This is a genomic window from Paenibacillus sp. J22TS3 (assembly GCF_018403205.1).
Lineage (GTDB): Bacteria > Bacillota > Bacilli > Paenibacillales > Paenibacillaceae > Fontibacillus > Fontibacillus tuaregi.
This window is the reverse complement of sequence record NZ_BOSF01000003.1, coordinates 688,964-710,308: the sequence shown is the minus strand read 5'-3', so window position 1 is coordinate 710,308 and position 21,345 is coordinate 688,964. Positions and strand designations below refer to the sequence as shown.

Sequence of the window (21,345 nt, the reverse complement as noted above, 5' to 3'; positions counted from 1 at the left end):
CTATGCTTTTTGCAAACTACGACAGCCTTTTGACCAGGTTTGAGGACAACAACCTTTACTTTCTTGTGATGATGGCGACGATGTCCGTCACAGTGGCAGCTTTTACCGAAGTCATATCCGTACAAAGTGATCACCTCCGCTTGTTTGATAATGCAGTGTATTCTGCTGCAGCTCCTCCCGGTTGGGATTCGGACAAAATTGATGGATGATCCTAATTCGTATTTTCTCATCGAAATGGTGGGGAATTCCGATGCGAAGATGGCAAAAAACCCGGTTTCCGTTCAGGGCGGAAGACCGGGCGGGGGCTAGGATATCGTAGTTAGGGGAAAGAGGGATATGGGTGGATACAGCGGTTACTTCACGGTGATTATCTTCTGTTCCTTTCTTTCCGCAGTTCCTCTGCGAGCTGGGCAATCCCCAGCCCGATGTCAGCTTCTTGGATCGTGGTGGCATTAAGCTTCAGCAGGTTCTCTTGACGGTGACCGGGCAGGTAATGACTGTCTATGGGACCCAGGAGAACGTTACGCTTCTTCATCCGCTGAATTATGCGAGGGATGGAGATCCGCTCGTGAAGCACCAGATGGGTATGAATGCTCGGATAACCATTCGCGGGGTACGTGAACGTCCCGCCGCAGAGCGGAAGCTCCTGTGTGATGGACTTGGCAAGCTGCTCTCCCCGCTTCGCATAGGAAGCCCGGATGTTCATTTTATGCCGTTCGAACATGCCGCTCTTTAAATAGATTTCAAGTGCGCCCTGGGACAGCATGGAGCTGTCGATATCCAGGGTGCGTTTGTAGTGGGTGAAGACCTCGACAAGAGACTCTGGCAGAACCGCCAGTCCCACCCGCAGCCCCGGGAAAATAATCTTTGAGTAGCTCTTCAGGTAAATCACCTTCTCATTTCGGTCGAACGCATACATAGGGTCGGCTTTGCTGTCCTGTTCCAAATCAGCCATATAGTCATCCTCCACCAGATAGACATCGTATTTATGGGCGAGTTCCACGATCTCTTTTTTCTGGGCGTTAGTGTAGGAAGTACCTAAGGGATGATGGAACCGGGGCGTTGTGTAAAAGAACTTGATATCCCCCGTACGAAACAGCTGCTCCAGTTCATCGAGGTCCAGCCCCCCGGCTGTCCGGGATATGCCAAGTGCCGGAATCTGGTGTGTCACCAGATGCTGAATGAACAGATGATAACCCGGCTGCTCCATTAAGACGGTCTTCTTCCCGTTTGGGAAGGGAATAGCCGCAAGCACCGCAAGTGCCTGCTGCACCCCGGAGGTCACCACCATATGGCGTTCCGGTGTGAATACCTGCAGATCAGCCAGCTGCTTCTGCATGACAGCAAGCAGGGAGGGTAGCCCCCGCGCCGTTCCGTATATGAACAGATCATTCCTGTAGGTGTCAATGGCTTTATTGATGCAGTGCTGGAAGTCCAGATAAGGGAACAGCTCCGGGTCAGGGGCTGATGCGGCAAAATCAATCGGCTGGGCCTCAGCCTTCTCCTTCTTAGATGAGGTCTGCACCACGTAGTAACCGCTTCTCGGAATCGAATAGATCATATGACGCCGCTCCAGCTCATCTAAAGCAGCCAGGATGGTGCTTGTGCTGCATTGATACTGTTCGGCCAGCCTGCGAATGGAGGGAAGCTTGCTTCCCTGCTTGAGCAAGCCGCTTCTAACAGCGTTTTCCAGTTCATTGCACAATTGCATGTATTTCAGCATGGGGAGCCTCCAGGTGAAGGTAAGATGAAATCTGTACCGGTACAGATTGGTTTTTCTTGAATTGTAACACAGCGTCTGGGGCCTTACTATTAAACTGCGGTCTGAAAGTTAGAAGCATGGCTGCACGCACGATGAAGTGCAGATATGGAGGGATATCTATGAAAATATCGCAGACAGGGCGCGCTTATGCCGCCGCGATTACCTATGCCCTGATTATTGGGTTCTCATTTATGTTTGTAAAAATGGCCTTGACCGTGTCCAATCCACTGGATACCTTGGCGCACCGGTTCACTATTTCTTTGATTTCGATTGGGCTGGTCATGATCATTGCCCGCCGACCGTTCCGTTTCAGCTGGAGGGCCGTGCTGACGATGCTCCCAATCGCTTTGTTCTATCCGTTTCTGTTCTTCCTCTTACAGACCTTTGGCCTTGTGTATACAACCTCTGCAGAGGCAGGAATCGTGAATGCCGCAGCTCCTATATTCACGATGCTGCTGGCGTCTTTTTTCCTGAAGGAACGTTCTACCTGGCTGCAGAAGCTGTTCACGCTGGTGAGTGTGGCAGGAGTGATCTTTATTTTCCTAATGAACGGGGTAAAGCTTGCTTCATCCAGCACGTTAGGGATTGTGCTTATCCTGCTCTCGGCGCTTTCGTTCGCAGCTTACAGTGTGCTGGTTCGCAAGCAGACCCAGAAGTATCACTTTCTGGACATGACGTTCATGGTAACTCTTATCGGCTGCATTCTGCTTAATTTGATTTCGGTATTCAGGCATACCGCAGAGGGAACACTCGGGAGCTATTTCGCTCCGTTCACAGCCCCGGCCTTCATCTGGGCGATCCTGTACCTTGGCATTATGAGTTCGGCAGGCTCATCGCTGTCATCCAACTATGCCTTGTCCAAGCTGGAAGCGTCCAAAATGAGCATCTTCGGCAATCTGGCCACGGTAATCACCCTGTTCGCCGGTGTTCTGGTTCTTCATGAGAAGCTGGCCTACTACCATTTCATTGGTGCAGCTATGGTTATTGCCGGTGTGATCGGAGTAGGGCTGGCTGGGCGCGAGCGCAAGATGCCTGAACGGGTCCCTGCGCGCCCGAGAGAGAAGAAGTCCGATCCGGTAAGGTATGGAGGATAAGGGACTGTAAAGGCTTGAGTTTGCCGGAGGTTGACAGCCGCCATGTAGCGCCACACCGTGCGCTGGGGGCTTCGCGTGGTATGACGAATTAAGGCGGGAACCTCAAACAATAGGATGAGGAATAAGCAATGGTGAAGAATAAGCAATATGGAGTACACCTTGAGATATCGCAGTTAACGAGGGGACAGGGTGACAATTAGAAGGGATAAAGGGGAGAAAGTGCTTCACGTGGAACATTTTGCAGGGAGCATATCTAACTTTGGCTGACAGACAACAAGCTGGGGAGGGGCCGAGGGTTCCCCTGCAATGCGCACTTGGGGAATTTGGAAACAAAGAAAGATAGATACAGAGGCAGAGATAGAGATAGGGACAAAAACAAAGACGAAGATAAAGATAAAGACCGCTCCAGGTAATCCGGCGGCGGTCTTTGTATTTTTGAAGGAAGTTAATCGGAGTCCAGCCGCAAATACTCGGGTGAATCTTCGGACGTTGGAGACAGGTCATCAATGTGTCCTGTTAAGGTATTGACGGAGTATCTTGCTATAACTCTGCCACTCTTATCCAAACCAACCACAACCTTAAGCTCCTTCGTTGCGTAGAGTTCTTCGTTCCATTCCACACTACGGTCCAGCCTGTAGGTCAGAGGCTTCGTATCCTTATTGTTCTTTGTGTATTCCCTGATCAAAGCTACGGGGTCCAGATACGTCATGTCCTTATACGGGTTACGGACCAGGGTCCGTTCGGTCTTGAAAAGCTGTTTAAGCTCATCCTGGCCTGAGCGCAGCTTGAGGCTGATCTTAATCTGCCCGGGTTCAAGCTTAAGGATGCCAGTCCCTTTGCCAGCATCATCGTTGAATTGAAAGGTCGCTTTATTGTTCTTGATCTTAATCTCGGCGCCTGAGTCGGTTACCCGACCGCCTTCATTATACAGCGTAAAGTAAATTGTGCCGCTGTTCCGGCTGCTGCTGTGAATCTCAACGGAATTCTCACTATCATTGGTCGTCGCTAGATTATACTGGGTATCTATCCAGTCGCCTTCGTAGTCCGTCAAGGAATAGACAGTTTTGCTCTGAGCCTGAGAGGGACGAGGGGACTTAGCTGGCTTCGTTTTTTGAGCTGGAGCCTTAGATGAGGTCTCAGCCGGGGTCGAAGTTTGGGTTTGATCTTGGGTGCTGGCATGAAGTTTGTCGGGTTGCCCCTGGACATTAAGATTATCCTCAGGCTGGTCCTTGGATATCTGTGTGGGGTCTGAGTTTTGGGAAGTCTCATGCTCTTTAGAGGCAGTCTGGGGTGCCTGTGTGCCGGCATTCTTGGAAGCTTCCGGTGAACATGCTGCTAAGACCGCCAGTGTTATTAGTACAAGCAGAAGCAGGATTACTTGGTTCATTCGAAATAGTTTCACGAGCTAAATACCACCTTGAGTGTTTGTTTTCTTGTCATGTAGTAATTGATTATGTAATTGATTATGTAATTGGTTATCTGACTGATTATGAACTGATTGGAGTGAGCTCTGGCAAAAGGGTCCAGTCCAGTGTACTACATGGTTTCCAGAAATTCACCAAGAAGTTGGAAGGGGTGCCGGAAGGGGAAGGTATCTAGCAGGGATTAAATTTTGGAGGTATTAGAGTAGGGCAGAAGGGAATCCATGAAAAATACCCGACTCCAGCTAAGCCGGAATCGGGTGAAGGCTGAGAAACTTATTTAAGCTGTTTGATCACAACATTGCTGAAAATCGCGGTACCCCCTTCAGAGAAGAGAGAAATCCCTTGATCTTTCAATTCGGGGAAAATAACGTTGGAATAAACGACAGATCCATCATCAATAAAGACTTCGATGCTTGTTGTATCAACAAAAATTCTCAAGTGAACCTTCTTCTTACTCACGTCAAAGGGAGCCCTGCTCTCCAGATATCTCCCGGTCTTATCGGGGTTTCCTGTGTAAGCCCGATTGGCATAGGTGTACCCGCCTTTTACAAAAACTCCGACATCTACATGCCGCTTCTTGTCCGAGGATTCCCGAAGCCGTAATCCTGCATTCTGGAGCTCTGACCAGGTAATATCGGCGTTAAGCTCATACGAATACCCTGTAAAAGGAAGCGTCGTTGACCCGTTCACAACGATTTGCTTATAGGTAACAGCAGCCTTAGGCGTCTGGCTTAAGGCTTCAAGAGGCTGGGATACGAGATGGTAGCTGCCTGTGCCAGTCTGCTTCATCTCAATCCGGCGCACAATCGAGTCCATACCGTTGAAGCCTTCCCGCAGAGTCGGAGTAGTGTTGGCGTAATCCCAGTTATTCATCCAGGCTAAAGCGTAGCGCTGACGGGTGGGATCTTGGCTAACTGCATCTTCAAAGGTAACGGCAGCGTACCAATCAAATCCATAGTCAAGCCACTGGGGCTCCTGGTGGTCGGGCAGATAGTTCGCTCCATTAAAGTCACCCGTCCAGTAGGCATAGGTGTTAGGCCTTCCGGATGATTTGCCGTTGGCGCTGACGCCAAGCACCCACTTGTAGGTTCCGTCATCCGCACGCATTAGGTAAAGGTCGGGGCATTCCACCAATCCGATGCCTTTGGTAACAAAGCTGCTCATATAACGCCAGGTTTTTAAGTTCTGGGATTCATAAAAGCCAACTTTTGTGCCCTCCGCCAAGGCCATAATCCATTTGTGGGATAAGGAGTCCCAAATAATTTTTGGATCTCTAAAATCAGCGGTCCCTGGATTACGCAAGACGGGAGCCTTGCCATAAGCCTTGAATGTGTATCCGTGGTCGGTGCTGTACCATAAATATTGCTCCTGCTGTCTTCTTCCAGCGGTGGGCTGTGTCATAATCGCAACCACGGCCCCTTGGCCGAACCCCGCTGTACCCGCCTTGTCAACCACAACCGAGCCTGACCAGGGGTCGCCGTTTGGATTCGTATACTTGGGGATGGCAACCCCCTCGTCCTTCCAGTGCACCAGGTCTGTAGAGGTCGCATGCCGCCATTCGGTGCCATTCCCGTTGGGATAATCCCGGTTATAAAGATAATAGTAATGGTATGCCCCATCCAAATAAATCGGCTTCTGCGGATCATTCTTCCACTTATCAGGCGTGGTGAAATGATAGCCAGCCCGATAAGTCTGGGGAGAAGAGGAAGTAGCAGCCTCCGAGATGCTGCTGTTCTTCTCCGCATAGTAGGCTGCTAGTCCTGTTATGATGATCAAGCCAAGTCCGATGAAACAGCAAATACGGAAAGGCCGCTGAAATCCTCGTTTACTCACAATCAAGTGTTAATTGACGGTTAGTTGGCCCTGTTCAAGGACGCTGTCTTTAACAACCGAAGTCTTCGAGCCTTTAATGTTCAGCAGGAAGCTAGGAGCAAAGGTAGAATGCTGGTCGGCGAACAAACCTCTGTTTGTCATGTAGCTGGTGATCACGACATTGTTCCCTTTCGCCTGAGGAACGGCAAAGTGAGAGTAAGTCCAAGTAAGATCTTTAGGGTCCAGACCCATGTGCAGAACCAGTCCGCTTTTGTTCAGGGGTTTATATGGGCCAGTCAATGAATCAGCTACATAACCCAGCATGTATACGTCATTGGCGCCGATTCCATCAATCGTCATCTTGGAGCCCCGGGAATCGGTGAATAAATACCACTTGCCATTCATTTGAAATACGTTTGCGCGTTCAATCTCATCAGTGACGGTATTAGAGGCAATGAGCGGCTTCATGATTTTTTTCAACGAATAGTCATCGTTCAATTCAATAATACCAAGCGAGCCATTCGCTAATGTCGCCAGAGATTTCTTGGAGCCGGACAGCAGCTTGTCTCTCTCAGCCTGGAAGAAGTTCTTATTCCCACCATAGTAGGCTCTGTTGTTCAGCGAGTCGTCTCCTTGATAGCCCGTCTCTGTTCCGGTATTGGATTCAAATACAAGATATTTATGACCTTTGTCTTCCACATAGTGAGGATCTCTCAGGGTGTGGTTATCTGAATAATCTCCTGCGCTGAAGGCTTGATCGACATTTTGATAGAATTTGCCGTCTCCGTCAAAGATTGATTTCAGATCTTCCACGCCATCGATTTTCAGGGTATCCGCATCCGGCTTTGACACATTCACTTGAGCGGTTGTCAGGGTCTGCTTGCCAAAGAATCCATGTTCCGGGTCCCAGCCTTGGCGGTTGGTATAGAACAGACGAACCTTGCCATCCTTCGTCAAGGTGGCGGAACCGGACCATTCCTCGGCTTCATTGTTCAGGATCGGATCGTTCGGAACATACTTATCGCTGTCTTTAAATACTCTGCCGGCATTCTTCCAGCTATCTAAGGATGTATCGCCTACCTTTTGATAGAACATGTAGATGAAGGTGTCCCAGCCTCTTTTCGGGTCACCGGCCAAGGCGAATACGATGTGGTAGCCATTATATTCGGCAACTGTCCCATCCGGATTTTGAAGCGGCCAGCTGTCCCAGACATCAATATCGATGGGATTGCCCCACTGGTCGGTGCCTTTTGCTGAAGGGATATTCTTGATTGTGGACCCGTTGAAGGAAGGGACCTGGAACTGCTGATTATTTTGTTGCGCCGGTATGTTCAGCATGTCAGAACGGGTAATGTGGGAGAACCCGTAGGTTTCTTGGTAATCCTGGCTGGTCTTGTCCTTGGCCATAACTGAAGTCCCGCCGCCTGCGAGTAAAGCTGTAGTAAAGGTTACGGCTGCTGCTCTTCTTACAAACTTTCTGATATTCATGTTTCCTGTCTCCTCTTCTGTTTGATTTGAAATTTGCTCTATTAAACAGAAAAAAAGACCTAAAAATTCCAATGGGGATACGTGTCCGTATCTTGTCCCCAAGCGGATTTTTAGGTCTTGCCTGCTTAACAGTAACAATCCCGACATATGATGTTGCCGCGTTAATCTTATAATTTTGTAGCACAGGGTGGCTATAGACTGAAACTCCTGATTTTGATCCGGCGATAACAAGGGCCCCCGGTAATTTGAGATCAATTTCAAGGGACTATGGACCCGTAATGCCGGTCTTCATTATATTCCCATTTCCCGACCGGGTATTGATCCGGTTGATCTCCAGGGCGAGGAATACCAGCTGGCTGTCGCTCAGCGTATATCCGTAATCCTCCTCCACCTGAGCGCCAACCTCTTGAGCTTGCCGGTAGGCTAGTCCACAGCGCTCTTTGGCGATTCGTACAATTTCGGGATTCAGCTCGTTGAGCAGCTTGCCGGTCTCATCGGATTGCAGAATGTTCTCAAGCTGGGTCACCAGACGTTCGTAGTTGGCAGAGCCCCGCTTGAGCGTAGTCCCAGCGGCCTGTTCTACTCCTTCGGCAATATCCCGGATCATGGCCGCCAGTTCGGCATTGGTTCCGGGTCCTCCGGCATTTTGCCAGGCGGTATGGATATGCATCGCGATATATCCCACCTCATCCTCGGGAATATCAACCTTCAGGGCTTCACGAATGATGTTTCGGGCGTGCAGCCCAATCTGGAACTCCCTAGGATAGAGGATGCGGATTTCATCCAACAGCGTGTTCTGGATGATCATCCCCTTGCTGATCCGCTCCAAGGCGAAGGAGAGATGATCGGTCAGCGCAATATGTATATGCTCATTGAACGTTACTTCCAGTTCACGTTCTGCATAAGAGATAATCTGCTCCGACACCGCGATTTCTTCTTCGGGAAGGGTTCGCAGCATTTCCTGCAGATGACCGTATTGATCCGGGTCGTCCATAATGAATACTTTCTCGATAAGGGAGGGATCAAGAATATCGTTCTTCTTTTTCTGAAAAGCAATTCCAGAACCCATGACAATCTTCTCTTCTCCGAGGTCGTTCACCACAACCGCGTTGTTGTTCAGAATTTTTTTGATTTTCATGTTAATTCTCCTATGCTTTCGTGTTCTTTAGGCAGAGTATGGTTCACATCAAGGAACCAGGTCACCACAAAGGCGGTGACTGCTGCCAGCAGAAAACCGATTATATAATGAATAAGATTCATCTGTCCGAGTTGAACGATAAATGCAATCATCGGAATTCCGGTCAAGCCGAAGGAATCGGCTGCTACCTGATGGAAGGCTACATAAGCCCCTCCCACAGCGCCTCCAGCCGCAGCGCCCAGGAAAGGGCGGCCCAGCTTGAGGTTGATGCCGAAGATAACCGGCTCGGTGATGCCGAAAAAGGCGGTGATCGATGCAGGCAGCGCTAGTTGCCTCAAGGCTGTGTCCTTCGTTCTAGCATAGACGGCCAGTCCAGCCGCCCCTTGGGCGATATTAGCCATGGACCAGATCGGGAGCAGAAAATTGACGCTGATATCCGGATTGGTTATCAGTCCGATCTCCACGGCTTGAATGCCGTGATGCAGTCCGCTTACGACGATCAGGCTGTAGATTCCCCCGAGCAGCAGCCCAAAGGCCATGCCGCCGAAGCTGTACATGAACGCCAGCATGCTGCTGAGAGAGCCGCTAAGCCGGGAAGTAAGCGGGCCTATAACCAAGAGAGCAATAATCCCCCCAATAGCCAGGCTTAGAAAAGGAATCAGCATCCCCGCAGTTGATGATGGAAGCAGCCGGCGCAGCCCCTTCTCGATCAGGGTCATCAGCAATACCGCAAGAATCGTGGGAATGACGGCCCCTTGGTACCAGAACTGCGGGGCCATGATTACATCTGCAGCGCTTGCGGGTGCTCCGCCGAGTCCGGTGACCCGTAGAAGATCGGAATGGGTCATTACCATGCCGATGACGGCGCCGAGCGGCGGAGTGCCTCCGAATCGCTTGGCAGTGTGATAACCGAACATGGCAGCCATAACCTGAAATGCTGACCCGGTTAACAACGCCAAGGTCCGGAACCAGACGCTATCATGGGAGGCCCAGCCGAAGACCTCGATCATGCTGAGTATGCCCAGCAGCAGGCCAGCCCCGATGAAGAGTGGAATGATGGGGACAACGATATCGGAAAAGAAGCTGACCGCATGGGTAATCCGTCTTAGTAAAGCCGGCAAGAAGGAGAACCGCGTCCAGAAAGTCCCGGTATGGCTGCTCTGGCTGAGAGGTTCAATCGGAACCGGAGGCTGCTCCTCCGCCTGCTGCTGGCCTGGCCCCCCGTCTTGAAGGATGCGCACTACTTGCCGGTATACTCTGAAGACGACCGCCGAGCCCAGGATGATCTGCAGCTGTTCTCCCCGGAAGAATACGCCTTGGACCTCCCGCATGCCCGACAGGCGGGCCTCATCTACCCGGGAGCTGTCCCGCAGTCTAAGGCGAAGCCGGGTTGTGCAGTGAACGGCTTCTGATATATTGCCGGTCCCTCCGGCCAGCTCAATCAGACGCAGAGCCAAGCTTTCCGCTGAACCTCGGGACTTCTGCGCAGCCGGTTCAGCTTGATCTGGATAAATACTTTTTTGGGGCATTGCAGCTCCTCCTTACACTTACGCCAGCCGGCTTTCACTAATATCCAGACATTTTATATAATCTCAAGGTATTTTTCTATATAAAAAAAGACCTTATGAAGGATCAGGCAGCGTCCTTCATCTCAAGAACAGCCGAACATGATCTTCCCAGGTCTTTGCCTTGTCTCAAAAAAAGTAACAACTTCGTAATATCTGGCTGCTATCCTATTGTGACAATGATTGTTTGCAAAATCAATGTTAGGAATTACCACCCTGCAACACGGCGAAGGACACATATCAGCCCTATAAGGCTGAGTACGCACAAAAACCACTCCGTTATCCGCGGCTGCGGGTTCGAAGTGGTCCCTGTTATAGTCTATCGAAGTTGAACTAAAGAAAGATTAGGTAATACGGTAGTTTATTTATAAGTTCTGAAAGATCTTGCCTTTGATTTCACCCATTTTAACTTCCCCACTGCCGGTCTGCGTAATCGTCGCATCCTTCTCCACATGGTCGATATCCAGACTGCCGTCACCTACGTGGATCTCGGCTGAGCCGCCTATCCGATTGACCACAATATGACCATTGTTGTTGTCAATCTTCACATCAGAGCCGATATCCTGAACGTTGATGCCGCCGTCTTGATTTTTTATTTTCAGGGTGCCGGATAGTTTGGATACTTCAATGTCACCATTGATGTTGTCGATTGTCCCGTTAGACGATACATCCGAGATTTGAATCTTGCCGTCACGGTGTGACGTGATCTCCAGGTTAAGCTGCTTCGGAACTTTGATCTCCAGGTCAACACTTCCCTCTCCCATAGAGAGGAACTGACCCTTAAACCGTGCATCTAACGATGCGGTATCCTGCTGAGCTTCCAGCTTTAGCTCTAAATTGTCCATACTGATTCCACTGGCCTTAACGGAAGCATCGACTTCGATCTTGTCTGAGTCGGAACGCCCCGTTATTTTCACACTTCCATTCTTATGGTTAATGACCAGCTTTGCCAGACCGGCTGAAGGCAGCTCCATCTTCTTGGCAGTTGATTGCTCCTGACCCCCACAGCCTGAAAGGAGCAGTAATAACACGATCAGCACAGTAGACTGGATTCTCTTTACCTTGTTCATTTGTACGTTCCCCATTTCCCTTCAGAAATTGTCCGAATTTCCCGATATTTATGAATAACAGCGGAGCACCTTGCATGGCAGATGTAAGATTCGAATTTACGCTGCTCAGACTAGACTACATCGCGTTTGACAAACAAAGGGTAGGATATCAGATGCAGAATTGCCAGATGGAGCACGATAAATACAAGAGAGAAACCTAACGTTACACCATCTACGGATGGATTTCCGTATAGGAACGGGGTAAGGTCCGTATGGGAGAAGACGAAGTATTTCGTCCAGTCCCAGCCGTCCATGGCAATTGCAATTACAAATCCGGCTACCGATACGATCAGGGAGATCACGATGGAGAACGTCGCGCTCCGGAAGGCGGCAGAGATCATAAAAGCCAGCGTGATTGTGATGAGCAGGAACGGGATGTTGAGTACAAATCCGGCTAATAAAGCCTGCAGCATCGGAACTTGGCCTACGGCGTGATCTTTTACAAAGAAATAGCTGTCCGCTAATCCGCCAAAACCAAATATGAGGCCTCCGGCCAAGATAGATACCAGTATGCCCGCTGCGGTTACCAGAAGGCCAAACAGAAGGGCGGCGATATACTTGGAGAAATAAATCTTGGTACGGCTCGCTGAGCGTGTCAGCAATAATTTAATCGTTCCAGATGTGAATTCTCCAGCTACGATCTCACCCGCGATAATAATGGAGATCAGGGCTACGGCAATAATAATATTCCGCACTTGGCTCACTGCAAAATTCCATGCATTCGTGCTGGGCGGAATGTTCTTGTCCAGGTGGTATTGGTTCAGCAGCATGTTCTTCTCCGCTTGCTTGACTTCAATGTTCAGTGCACCCGGTTTGGAGGCTTCCTCACGGAGCTTCACGTTCTGTTGTTCTAACTGGGCTCTCCATTTCCCGCTTACAGCATCTCTTCCAGTTGTCTTGATATTCACGATCTGGAGCAGCACGAACAGCAGGACGATGGCGATCATCACCCATGTGCGGTTCCGTTTATAGATTTTCATATTTTCATTGCGAATGAATGGAATCAATAGTCTTCTCCTCCTGTGATCTCCATGAACTTGTCTTCCAGTGTCTTCTTGATCGTGTTGACATTAAATACGTTGATCCCCGCCTCCATGAGCTTCCGATTAATCTCCGGAATCCTCGTCTTAGGGATGTGTACCAGGATATGTCCTTGATCGGTCGTGATTTCGTCGCCCGACATGATCGTCTGCAGAATTTGTACAGCCAGATCCGGCCGATCGACCTCAAATTGGACCCCGGCCCGTTCATCAGCCGCCATATCTCCTATCTTCTGAATGGAGACAAGCCGCCCTTTTTGCACAATCGCAACGCGGTCGCACATCATTTCCATTTCGGACATGAGATGGCTGGAGATCATAATGCCAACGCCTTCTTGATCAGCCAAATGCTTCAGGTGGCCTCTCAGCTCGCGGATACCGGCCGGATCAAGCCCGTTAGTGGGTTCATCGAGCACAAGCAAGGAGGGCTTGTGGACCAGAACGACAGCTAACCCCAGGCGCTGCCGCATGCCCAGCGAGTAGGTGGCAACCTTGTCATGGATGCTGTTCTCTAATCCTACGAGAGTAATGACCTCCTGAATTCTTGACTCCGTGACACCTGGGGTCATCCGGGAGAAGTGCACCAGATTGTCATAACCGGACAAATATTTGTACAAATCCGGGTTCTCCACAATGACACCTACATGTCTCATGGCCTGTTCAAAGTTGGTATTCGTATCCGTACCGTTAATCAAGACTTGTCCTGCGGATTTGGACATTAGGCCAACGATCATCCGGATCGTTGTCGTTTTGCCGGCTCCATTCGGACCGAGCAGGCCCAGGATTTCCCCTTTCTCCATATCTAGCGTTAGCTGATCGACGAGGACTTTGTTTCCTATTTTTTTCGTAAGGCCTCGGATTTGCAGCAGCGACAATGCAACCACTCCTTTTATTGGGAATTAGAATGAGATATAATTTTCCATAATTCTAAAGGGACTATCTCAGCTATCCCCACACTATCAGGGCGTTGTCATAAAGCCGAGTGATTAGCAGTCATCTCTGGATATGACAAGGAAAACCCGGGCCTATACAGGCCGACTTTCGCTTGTTTCAATAAGGTTGAACGGAGTTGTTATATATGCGTTTTCTTAACCTGAACCGGTGGTCATGGCAGGACTGGTCGATGTTGACCATACGTATGTTATGGGTTGTCGCCGTGATCATTTTGATGTATCAGGATCAGCCTGTCTTTCCTTTCTGGGGGGTATTTGTCCCTCTTGTGCTGTGTAATTTGATCCCTTTTATATTTGTAAAAGGTCACTATTACCGTTATTTGATCGCCGAGTGTTTATTTGCGGGTGGCCTGTCTTTATTTCTTGCTTATGAACTTGGCCTGCCTAGACTGTTCTTTCCCGCTCTCTTCACGATAGCGTTCTACAGCCGGGGCCGGGCCCATGCCTACTCACTGCCGATTTCTGTGGCGCTGTTTGCACTCAGTGGGGGGAATTCTGTCAGCTCCTCGTTGTCACATTCTGTCATATGGAAAAGCTTAAGTGATGCGCTCATTCTCTACGCGGCAAGTTATGCCCTGCAGAAAGGGGCCTTGGCGATCAATGCCATCAAGCAGAAGCTCGCGGTAATTAAAGAGCAGTATACGATCCTGGAGCAGTATTCTTCTCAAATTGAAAGAATGACCTTGCTGGAGGAACGCTACCGCATGGCCCGAGAACTGCATGATACGATTGGCCATACGTTCACCTCCATGATTCTGGGCATGGAGACGCTTAAGGCTCATATCCAGACAGAAGAGGGTGAAGAGAAGCTGCAGGGAATACTCAAGCTGGCAAGAACCGGCCTGGACGACATTCGCCGTCAGGTGCATCAGATGGACCCTATCGAGGAGGCGGTGCCGTTAGATAGGTCACTGCTGCAAATTATGGATGAGTTCAAGGCTAATACCGGAATCCGGATTGTATTTCGTACGATGGGTGAGCCTTATCCTGCCATGAAGCCGGTCAAGCTTGCTCTGTACCGCTGTCTGCAGGAGGCTCTAACCAATGCCAGCCGTCATGGGCAGGCCAGCACGATACAAGTGCTTTTGCAATATGATCACACTCAGGTGATGCTGCAGATACAGGATAATGGCAAAGGGGCGGATAACCTCCAATATGGGTTCGGTCTGACGGGTATGAAGGAGCGCCTAGCCTCACTTCAGGGCAAGCTCTACATTCATTCACAGGCGGATGCCGGCACGATGGTCACCTGCACGATCCCGAATTCTTCTCAAGAGGGTGGACAGAAAATCAAAATCCTGCTTGCCGATGATCAGCCCTTGGTCCGTGAAAGCCTTAGACTACTGCTGGGGGAAGAAAAGGATTTCGAAATCAGGGTAGCCGGGGATGGCATGCAGGCCATCGAAGCCTGTAAGAAGGAGCTTCCCGACATTGTATTAATGGATATCAACATGCCGGAGATGGATGGGATCACGGCGACAAAGCAGATGAAAGAGATGTGGCCTCAGCTTCGGATTATTATGATCACGAGTATAGAAGATGTCGCCATGGCGGCTGAGGCGCTTCGGATCGGGGCGGAGGGCTACATGCTGAAATCCATACACCCTAAGGAATTAGCCGCAACGATACGGCTTATTTATGGTGGAGGGACCATGATCTCGCAGGACGTGGCCCATCAGTTGTTTCAGCATCAGATTGAGGAGAGTGCACCGAATCCGTATGAGCTGACCGAGCGGGAGACGGATGTTCTCCGGTGCCTTACGGAAGGACTTCGCAATAAGGAAATTGCCCAGAGGCTGTATCTGTCAGAGGGAACGGTCCGAAATTATATTTCCTCGATATACCTGAAGCTGCAGGTAAACGGCCGGGAAGAGGCCGTGGAGAAGGCAAGAGTTGAGGCTCTAACGAAATGAAGCGGGAGCGAAATGTTCTATCTGTGCGAAGGGGTAAAAGAGTTCCAAGCCCGGTTGAAATAACGACCATGGAAAGGGAAGAGATTAAGAGAGGTAGCCCGGGTACTGAGCTCTCCCAAGCAGTCAGGGCCTTTGGGGTTAATGCCTCAAACAGCGGGTTTCTCTGCCCCTTTGTTACTCCATAACCAACCTTCACAATGAGAAAATTTATTAGGGTTTCATCGTTAGGTTTTTGATTTATGTGGTGTAGGTTATGTGCTCTTTCGGTACATAAATCCATCCAGATGTGGGAGCATAGGGACTGGGTGATCATATGAGAATAAAACTGATGTCCACTCTGATCCTTTCCATTGCCACCGTCCTATTCATGTCGTCAACAAGCTTAGCTAAACCTCAGGATGAAATCATTAAGGAAGAGGATTCGATAGAATGGGTGGCGTTATGGGGATTTCCTCAAACAAGGGAAGAACAACTGGAACGTATTTTAACAACTGAACTACAAAGAAGGACATTAAGGGCACTCCAAGAAAAGCGATATTTAAAGCCAGGGAAAGAAAATGTTTATTACTTTGATCCGTTTCAAGTAACAGATATCAGGGAAGTTAAGGGGGGCTTTTCTGAATTAGATATTTTAGCAAGTGTTCATAAGGTTAGAAATAATAAGATTGAAAAGAAAACAGACAGATACCAAATTACATTCCGTTATAGTTATGATTTGGGGTTTGTAGTCACAAATGTAAGTGGAAAGTAATGTCTCCAATCCCATAGAACTATTGAGCTAACGGGACACGATAGCTCAATAATCGCAGTGGTGAATCAGTCCTTTGAGAGGGCTGTTTTTTCATTTGAGCTTCGGGGGTATGTGTGGGTTTCTCATGCTATAATAGGCTGAATTCAGAATTTACAGACTGGCTTGCCAGTCTTTATTTATATAGGAGGCTTTATGTTTATTCAAATTATTGGGGTTGGTAAGCTGAAGGAGAAATATCTGGTACAGGGTATAGCCGAATACGCTAAGCGGCTTACACCGTATGTGAAATTTCAGGTCATCGAGGTACCTGATGAGAAGGCGCCGGAGACGATGAGTGAGGCGGAGGTGCGGCAGGTCAAGGAGCGCGAGGGCGAGCGCATCCTCGCGCACATCAAGGGCGACGCACATGTCGTCGCCCTCGTCATCGGCGGCCAGCTCTGGAGTTCGGAAGAGCTGGCCGCTGAACTCGACAGGCTCGGCACCTACGGGACGAGCCATGTCGTGTTCATCATCGGAGGGAGCCACGGGCTCTCCGAAGATGTGCTGCGGCGCGCCCAGCAGAAGCTCAGCTTCGGGCGCATGACACTGCCGCATCAGCTCATGCGGCTGGTGCTGGTGGAGCAGATTTATCGGGCGGTGAAGATAAATCGCGGTGAACCGTATCACAAGTGACGCAAATAAATTCTAGACTATGTTGGGATTAATCGTCCAACAAAGAATATATCATTGGTTTTATGGAATTGACAAAATAAAACAACCAATTTATAGTGTAGGCATCTACATAATGTGAGGGAGAAATATATGCCAAGTGTTTTCGAAATGTACCCCTATAGTCTATACATTAAACTTATCGCACAACGGGTCCGGGAAATCATCGACCAGCTTCTGAAGGATCATGGCTTGAACAGCTCACAAGCGATTCTCCTGTCACATATTTATCAATCCATAGAGGACCATATAGAGATCAACCGAAAGTTTCTTGAAAAAACGATGGCCCTAAGTGGTCCGTCTGTGACAAACTTGTTGAACGGTCTGGAGAACTCCGGATATATCACGCGCAGCAGCAATCCTGCCGACGGGCGAAACCTCCGTATCGATATAACAGACAAAGCCAAAAAGTTTCTTAGTGAGAGGAGTGATGCCTTCTCGAAATCTGAAGAGTTGATCACGCAAGGGATGTCTGATGCCGAAAAAGCCATGTTTGTTTCTCTGCTGACCCGAGCTTTTGAAAACGTTGAAAAACGGCTCCCAAAGTGATAAATCTGCCATCAATATTTATTTTTTTAAACAAATGTGTAGACAACTACATGATTTAACTTTAATAAAGTTGAAGGAGGTGGTCATGATGAATGATCAACAAAACAGATTGGAGCTATCCAGAATCGGACTCGGCTGCGCTCATTTGTCAAATGTCAATGAAGCTGTCAAAAGTGCTGGCATTGCCGCCATCCATGCCGCTTTTGAGAGTGGAATCAATCATCTCAACACAGGGGATTTTTACGGTGCAGGCCAAAGCGAGATGGTTATCGCCGAAGCACTAAAGGGGTACAAAAGGGATGACTATTTTATATCGCTGAAGTTCGGGGCATTGAATACGCCGAGCGGCTCCATGTACGGACTGGATGTCTCCCCCCATCATGTTAAGAACTACCTCGCCTATTCACTCAAACGCCTCAATCTTGACTATATTGATCTTTATCAGCCCGCAAGAATCGATCTGGGTATCCCTGTTGAAGAAACGATCGGCGCCATTTCTGAACTGGTTAAGGCCGGCTATGTCAGGCAGATCGGAGTCAGCCAGGTCGATGCAGAGACGTTGAGAAGGGCACATGCCACGCATCCGATCAGTTGGCTGGAAGTCGAATACTCGCTTTTTAACCGAAGCATCGAGAAGTATATTTTGCCGACTTCTAGGGAACTGGGTATCGGCGTTATTGCGTTTGGGGTGTTGGCTCATGGTCTTCTTGCCGGCCATTGGACAAACGAGCGAATCCAAAGGAGCAAAGGCGGCTACGTTCCGTTGTTTTTTGAAGAGAATATTGAAAAAAACGTTGTTATGGCTCAAAAGCTGGGTGAGATCGCCGTAAAAAAACAAATGACGTTATCCCAATTGGCGCTTGCATGGATGTTATCCAAAGGAGAAGACATCATACCGCTTATTGGTACCGTATCGCCGGCTCATCTTCAAGAAGCTTTGCAGTCACTTGATATTCATCTGACTGAAGATGATGTCATGGAAATTGAAGATGCGATCCCAGAGCAGGAGATCGCCGGCGCTTCTTTTCCCAATATGCAATTTAGAAACGGTAAGACTGTTCGCGTATAAACATGATCACACATAATGAAAGGATGTTGTAAGTTATGATTATCGTTACCGGAGCTAACGGGAAATTGGGGCGGGCCGTGGTAGAGCAGTTACTTAAGCGTGTTCCTGCCGAGCAGATCGGTGTCAGCGTCCGTGAACCGAATCAGGCACAAGAGCTTCGGGAATGTGGAGTTCGTGTCCGTCGGGGCGACTTTGACGATGCCGGGAATCTGCACCATGCCTTTGAGGGGGCGTCGCAGGTTCTCATCGTTTCGTCCGGCATTATGGGCGAAGCTGAAATCCCGCATGGTATTCAGCAGCATCAAACCGCGATTGACACGGCAAAGAAGGCAGGGGCTAGTCGGGTGCTATACACAAGTCATATGGGTTCCTCCCCAACATCACACTTCGCCCCCATGATTCACCATGCGGCCACCGAAAAACTACTGGAGAATTCAGGAGTTGCCTTCACGTCGCTCCGTAATGGCTATTACGCCTCAATGGCACTAATGATGATCGATGGAGCAATAAGGACAGGGGAATTGATCGCTCCAGTGGACGGTCCAGTTGCCTGGACTGCTCACTCCGACTTAGCCGAAGCTGCAGCGACGATCATAAGTGAGCAGAAATGGTATGGTATGACCCCCAATCTAACGGGACCCGAAGCCATTGACATGGAGGGAATTGCGACAATTGCATCCGAAGTCTTGGGGCGGAATATCCGTCGAACTATTGTGTCAGACGAAGAGTTTAGGGAGCGCATGATGTCTCAGGGTGTGCCGGAAGCGAGTATAAATATGCGGATGGGGATGTTTCTAGCTAGCCGTCAGGGTGATTTCGCTCAAGTCGATCTTGCTCTGGCTCATTTGATCGGCCGGTCTCCGAAAAGTTTTAGAGAGGTCCTGAAAGAGTCGATTATTCATCAGCAAGGTTGATTGCATGAAAAATGCTAAGAGGGTTTTTCGGCGATACCCCGTTACGGTTAACCGTATCACAAGTAATGGCAAGTTTTCAGACATTTTTTCAGCAAGAACAAAGCTCGCCGTCACTGCGGCAAGCTTTATTTTTCATTGGTGTGGTTATTCAATTTGGTTCTTCGTTGCTTGATACAGTTTTTTCGCGTATTCGTCGATTTCGTCTCGGGACATACGTAAGCGGGCCACGGAAGTACCATACCCGATTTCTATTTTACCCTCAGCTAAATCGTTGAAAATCCCATCCGCGAAGGCATCTAGGGGTTCTCCATGCGTATGCAGCCCTGTCCCTCCTAAGCTTGTATTTACCGCAGGAGGGCAACTTCAATCACTTCGACAGCTGTCTCGGAAAGTTGGTGCCTTAGGCTTATGGTGAATGAATGGAGTGCAGCTTTGGTTGCCGAATACATGGGAGCAATTGCAAACGGTGTAAAAGCCAATCGGATTCCAGATCCAAATCGCACACATGAGTGATGAGATGGGGAATTTTCCCTTTTTCCTGTTGCAGTACATTTTCGCGTCGACCGCAAACTATGACTCGATTTCCGGCTTTGATAAATCTTTCCGCAAAAGCGAGCCCGATGCCGGAGCCTCCCCCGGTAATTAGAATTGTATTTCCTAGAGCTTCACGGTTGTACCTCCTCCAAATGTTTGATATAGCGATCAATTTTAGCATCAATTTTCGGTAGGGTTTCGGTCAGCAATGCAATTTCATCCAGCACTCTTTGCTTATGTTTCTTCATCATGTCAAGCCGACGTTCAATAGTGGCTTCTCCTTCTACGATCCACTCCATATACTGGCGGTGAAAATCCTTTAATGCCGAATCTCCTAACGAAAATGGTCACTCCACACTTCCGGGTTATTATGGGTGCTTCTCCGCTTACCTGACCCGTACGCCTTCGATCCACACGGCTTCAATATTCTGGGTTGCTCGAATATCCTTAGTCGGATCGCCATTAATCAGAACCAGATCGGCTCGGCGACCGGGCTCGATAACGCCGCGGTCTTCGAAGCCAAGCAGAGCCGCAGACGTTCTCGTTGCGCTTTGAAGCGCCTGAGTCGGCGTCATGCCCGCCGCAACGTATTCTTCCAATTCTCTGTGCAGCGACAGGCCGTGTGCCAACTGGTGCGGAGCAAGTGGATTGTCGTTGGCATCCGTGCCGGCGGCGATGGGAACGCCTGATCGGATCAAAGTACGAAGTGTTTCGTCGACGGGGAAATAGGACAAGTTAGGATTCATCCCTTTGAACTTGTCCACAATACCTTTCATCATCAGCACGGTCGGGACGGAGACAATGCCGCGTTCCGCCATCGTTTGCGCCAGCGCTTCCGGAAGCGGACCGTCCAGCGGGACATGAGTCAGCACATCCACGCCGGCTTCGATGCCGATCTCGAAAGACCCCACATTCGGCGCATGGGCGAATGTTCGCAGATCGCGCCGATGCGCGGCGCGGATGATCGCGGCGGCCGCAGCTGGCGTCAGCGCGGTATCGGGGTTGAGCGCTGGATCTTCAAGAATAAGCTTAATATAGTCCGCACCGAATGAGACCTGCCGCTCAACAAACGCTTCGGCATCCTCGGGACGGGCGACGATCGACGTTTCTGGAAAGCCCATCCGCAAAACAGAAGGGCCGCCCGCCGCCGAAGCCGGATGATAGGGGCTGCGTATATCAGGCAGACCGGCCAGGTTGCGCTGGCTGTCGACCAGACGAGGATCGGTGGTGGCCATATCAAGCAAGGTTGTGATTCCCCAGTGGGCGGCGTTTTTTAATACTCCGGTATCTTCGGACAGATGGATATGTGCATCGATCAATCCGGGAATCAGGGTATGACCGCCGCCATCCACGGTTTGTTCGATAGACCCAGTTTCGAGTTTGGGCCATACAATCAGACCGTCTTGTATCGTTACAGTGGTAGGAGAGGACAGCTCGCTTCCGTCAAAAACACGGACATTAGTAATAGCCGTAATGGACATCGTCATCACTCCATTCAATGAATAAAATTTATTCAATAATA

Annotated in this window: 19 protein-coding genes and 1 pseudogene; 8 read left to right on the top strand and 12 right to left on the bottom strand. The window is 49.5% G+C overall.

Annotation, left to right across the window (positions count from 1 at the left end):
• Positions 1-2 precede the first annotated feature (2 nt).
• The gene (locus KJS63_RS13045; protein WP_213619518.1) at positions 3-209 is read left to right on the top strand and encodes a hypothetical protein; all 207 of its coding nucleotides are present in this window, start codon (positions 3-5) and stop codon (positions 207-209) included.
• Positions 210-367: 158 nt separating this feature from the next.
• On the opposite strand, the gene KJS63_RS13040 is transcribed toward KJS63_RS13045, so the two are convergent.
• A complete protein-coding gene (locus KJS63_RS13040; protein WP_213619517.1) occupies positions 368-1,723 on the bottom strand; it encodes an aminotransferase-like domain-containing protein in 1,356 nt (451 codons plus the stop codon).
• Positions 1,724-1,881: 158 nt separating this feature from the next.
• On the opposite strand from KJS63_RS13040, the gene KJS63_RS13035 reads away from it, so the two are divergent.
• Complete coding sequence (locus tag KJS63_RS13035) at positions 1,882-2,856, top strand: DMT family transporter (protein WP_213619516.1); 975 nt, start codon at positions 1,882-1,884, stop codon at positions 2,854-2,856.
• Between the two features lie 445 nt (positions 2,857-3,301).
• Here the strand turns inward: KJS63_RS13035 and KJS63_RS13030 are convergent, their stop codons facing one another.
• The 8 genes from KJS63_RS13030 to KJS63_RS12995 form a co-directional block, all read right to left on the bottom strand.
• Positions 3,302-4,258, bottom strand: coding sequence for a hypothetical protein (locus KJS63_RS13030; protein ID WP_213619515.1), 957 nt, complete (start codon positions 4,256-4,258; stop codon positions 3,302-3,304).
• A 295-nt stretch (positions 4,259-4,553) separates the two neighbouring features.
• Positions 4,554-6,056 (bottom strand): glycoside hydrolase family 32 protein, encoded by a 1,503-nt coding sequence (locus KJS63_RS13025; protein WP_374706282.1) that lies wholly within the window; start codon positions 6,054-6,056, stop codon positions 4,554-4,556.
• 66 nt (positions 6,057-6,122) lie between these two features.
• Positions 6,123-7,580, bottom strand: coding sequence for a glycoside hydrolase family 68 protein (locus KJS63_RS13020; protein ID WP_213619514.1), 1,458 nt, complete (start codon positions 7,578-7,580; stop codon positions 6,123-6,125).
• Positions 7,581-7,845: 265 nt separating this feature from the next.
• A complete protein-coding gene (locus KJS63_RS13015) occupies positions 7,846-8,718 on the bottom strand; it encodes a PRD domain-containing protein (RefSeq protein WP_213619513.1) in 873 nt (290 codons plus the stop codon).
• Positions 8,715-10,247: a PTS transporter subunit EIIC gene (locus KJS63_RS13010; RefSeq protein WP_213619512.1), complete on the bottom strand. Its 1,533-nt coding sequence runs from the start codon at positions 10,245-10,247 to the stop codon at positions 8,715-8,717. The genes KJS63_RS13015 and KJS63_RS13010 overlap by 4 nt, the downstream gene beginning before the upstream one ends.
• 401 nt (positions 10,248-10,648) lie before the next feature.
• The gene (locus KJS63_RS13005; protein WP_213619511.1) at positions 10,649-11,353 is read right to left on the bottom strand and encodes a DUF4097 family beta strand repeat-containing protein; all 705 of its coding nucleotides are present in this window, start codon (positions 11,351-11,353) and stop codon (positions 10,649-10,651) included.
• 110 nt (positions 11,354-11,463) lie between these two features.
• Complete coding sequence (locus KJS63_RS13000) at positions 11,464-12,399, bottom strand: ABC transporter permease (protein WP_213619510.1); 936 nt, start codon at positions 12,397-12,399, stop codon at positions 11,464-11,466.
• Positions 12,396-13,307 carry an ABC transporter ATP-binding protein gene (locus tag KJS63_RS12995; RefSeq protein ID WP_213619509.1) on the bottom strand — a complete coding sequence of 304 codons (912 nt, stop codon included), beginning with the start codon at positions 13,305-13,307 and terminating at the stop codon, positions 12,396-12,398. The genes KJS63_RS13000 and KJS63_RS12995 overlap by 4 nt, the downstream gene beginning before the upstream one ends.
• A 203-nt stretch (positions 13,308-13,510) precedes the next feature.
• Between KJS63_RS12995 and KJS63_RS12990 the strand changes: the two genes are divergently transcribed.
• The 6 genes from KJS63_RS12990 to KJS63_RS12965 all read left to right on the top strand — a co-directional run bounded on the left by KJS63_RS12990 (position 13,511) and on the right by KJS63_RS12965 (position 19,289).
• Positions 13,511-15,298: a helix-turn-helix transcriptional regulator gene (locus tag KJS63_RS12990; RefSeq protein ID WP_213619508.1), complete on the top strand. Its 1,788-nt coding sequence runs from the start codon at positions 13,511-13,513 to the stop codon at positions 15,296-15,298.
• Positions 15,299-15,626: 328 nt separating this feature from the next.
• The gene (locus tag KJS63_RS12985) at positions 15,627-16,049 is read left to right on the top strand and encodes a hypothetical protein (RefSeq protein WP_213619507.1); all 423 of its coding nucleotides are present in this window, start codon (positions 15,627-15,629) and stop codon (positions 16,047-16,049) included.
• A gap of 192 nt (positions 16,050-16,241) precedes the next feature.
• Positions 16,242-16,721: a 23S rRNA (pseudouridine(1915)-N(3))-methyltransferase RlmH gene (rlmH, locus tag KJS63_RS12980; RefSeq protein ID WP_213619506.1), complete on the top strand. Its 480-nt coding sequence runs from the start codon at positions 16,242-16,244 to the stop codon at positions 16,719-16,721.
• A 129-nt stretch (positions 16,722-16,850) separates the two neighbouring features.
• A complete protein-coding gene (locus KJS63_RS12975; RefSeq protein ID WP_374706281.1) occupies positions 16,851-17,306 on the top strand; it encodes a MarR family winged helix-turn-helix transcriptional regulator in 456 nt (151 codons plus the stop codon).
• 85 nt (positions 17,307-17,391) lie between these two features.
• Positions 17,392-18,375 (top strand): aldo/keto reductase, encoded by a 984-nt coding sequence (locus KJS63_RS12970; protein WP_244862594.1) that lies wholly within the window; start codon positions 17,392-17,394, stop codon positions 18,373-18,375.
• A 35-nt stretch (positions 18,376-18,410) separates the two neighbouring features.
• Complete coding sequence (locus KJS63_RS12965; protein WP_213619504.1) at positions 18,411-19,289, top strand: SDR family oxidoreductase; 879 nt, start codon at positions 18,411-18,413, stop codon at positions 19,287-19,289.
• 144 nt (positions 19,290-19,433) lie between these two features.
• On the opposite strand, the pseudogene KJS63_RS12960 reads toward KJS63_RS12965, so the two are convergent.
• The 3 genes and pseudogenes from KJS63_RS12960 to KJS63_RS12950 all read right to left on the bottom strand — a co-directional run bounded on the left by KJS63_RS12960 (position 19,434) and on the right by KJS63_RS12950 (position 21,340).
• Positions 19,434-20,004, bottom strand: a pseudogene (locus KJS63_RS12960) (SDR family NAD(P)-dependent oxidoreductase).
• On the bottom strand, positions 19,955-20,122 hold the full coding sequence (locus KJS63_RS12955) for a MerR family transcriptional regulator (RefSeq protein WP_213619608.1): 168 nt from the start codon (positions 20,120-20,122) through the stop codon (positions 19,955-19,957). The pseudogene KJS63_RS12960 and the gene KJS63_RS12955 overlap by 50 nt, the downstream one beginning before the upstream one ends.
• A gap of 87 nt (positions 20,123-20,209) precedes the next feature.
• Positions 20,210-21,340 carry an amidohydrolase family protein gene (locus KJS63_RS12950; RefSeq protein ID WP_213619503.1) on the bottom strand — a complete coding sequence of 377 codons (1,131 nt, stop codon included), beginning with the start codon at positions 21,338-21,340 and terminating at the stop codon, positions 20,210-20,212.
• Positions 21,341-21,345: the final 5 nt, after the last annotated feature.

What these genes read in the sequence shown, in the direction of transcription:
- KJS63_RS13045 (WP_213619518.1), top strand. Translation starts at nt 3, where the DNA reads ATGCTTTTTGCAAACTACGACAGCCTTTTGACCAGGTTTGAGGACAAC.
- KJS63_RS13040 (WP_213619517.1), bottom strand. Translation starts at nt 1,723, where the DNA reads ATGCTGAAATACATGCAATTGTGCAATGAACTGGAAAACGCTGTTAGA.
- KJS63_RS13035 (WP_213619516.1), top strand. Translation starts at nt 1,882, where the DNA reads ATGAAAATATCGCAGACAGGGCGCGCTTATGCCGCCGCGATTACCTAT.
- KJS63_RS13020 (WP_213619514.1), bottom strand. Translation starts at nt 7,580, where the DNA reads ATGAATATCAGAAAGTTTGTAAGAAGAGCAGCAGCCGTAACCTTTACT.
- KJS63_RS13015 (WP_213619513.1), bottom strand. Translation starts at nt 8,718, where the DNA reads ATGAAAATCAAAAAAATTCTGAACAACAACGCGGTTGTGGTGAACGAC.
- KJS63_RS13010 (WP_213619512.1), bottom strand. Translation starts at nt 10,247, where the DNA reads ATGCCCCAAAAAAGTATTTATCCAGATCAAGCTGAACCGGCTGCGCAG.
- KJS63_RS13005 (WP_213619511.1), bottom strand. Translation starts at nt 11,353, where the DNA reads ATGAACAAGGTAAAGAGAATCCAGTCTACTGTGCTGATCGTGTTATTA.
- KJS63_RS12990 (WP_213619508.1), top strand. Translation starts at nt 13,511, where the DNA reads ATGCGTTTTCTTAACCTGAACCGGTGGTCATGGCAGGACTGGTCGATG.
- KJS63_RS12985 (WP_213619507.1), top strand. Translation starts at nt 15,627, where the DNA reads ATGTCCACTCTGATCCTTTCCATTGCCACCGTCCTATTCATGTCGTCA.
- rlmH (WP_213619506.1), top strand. Translation starts at nt 16,242, where the DNA reads ATGTTTATTCAAATTATTGGGGTTGGTAAGCTGAAGGAGAAATATCTG.
- KJS63_RS12975 (WP_374706281.1), top strand. Translation starts at nt 16,851, where the DNA reads ATGCCAAGTGTTTTCGAAATGTACCCCTATAGTCTATACATTAAACTT.
- KJS63_RS12970 (WP_244862594.1), top strand. Translation starts at nt 17,392, where the DNA reads ATGATGAATGATCAACAAAACAGATTGGAGCTATCCAGAATCGGACTC.
- KJS63_RS12965 (WP_213619504.1), top strand. Translation starts at nt 18,411, where the DNA reads ATGATTATCGTTACCGGAGCTAACGGGAAATTGGGGCGGGCCGTGGTA.
- KJS63_RS12955 (WP_213619608.1), bottom strand. Translation starts at nt 20,122, where the DNA reads ATGGAGTGGATCGTAGAAGGAGAAGCCACTATTGAACGTCGGCTTGAC.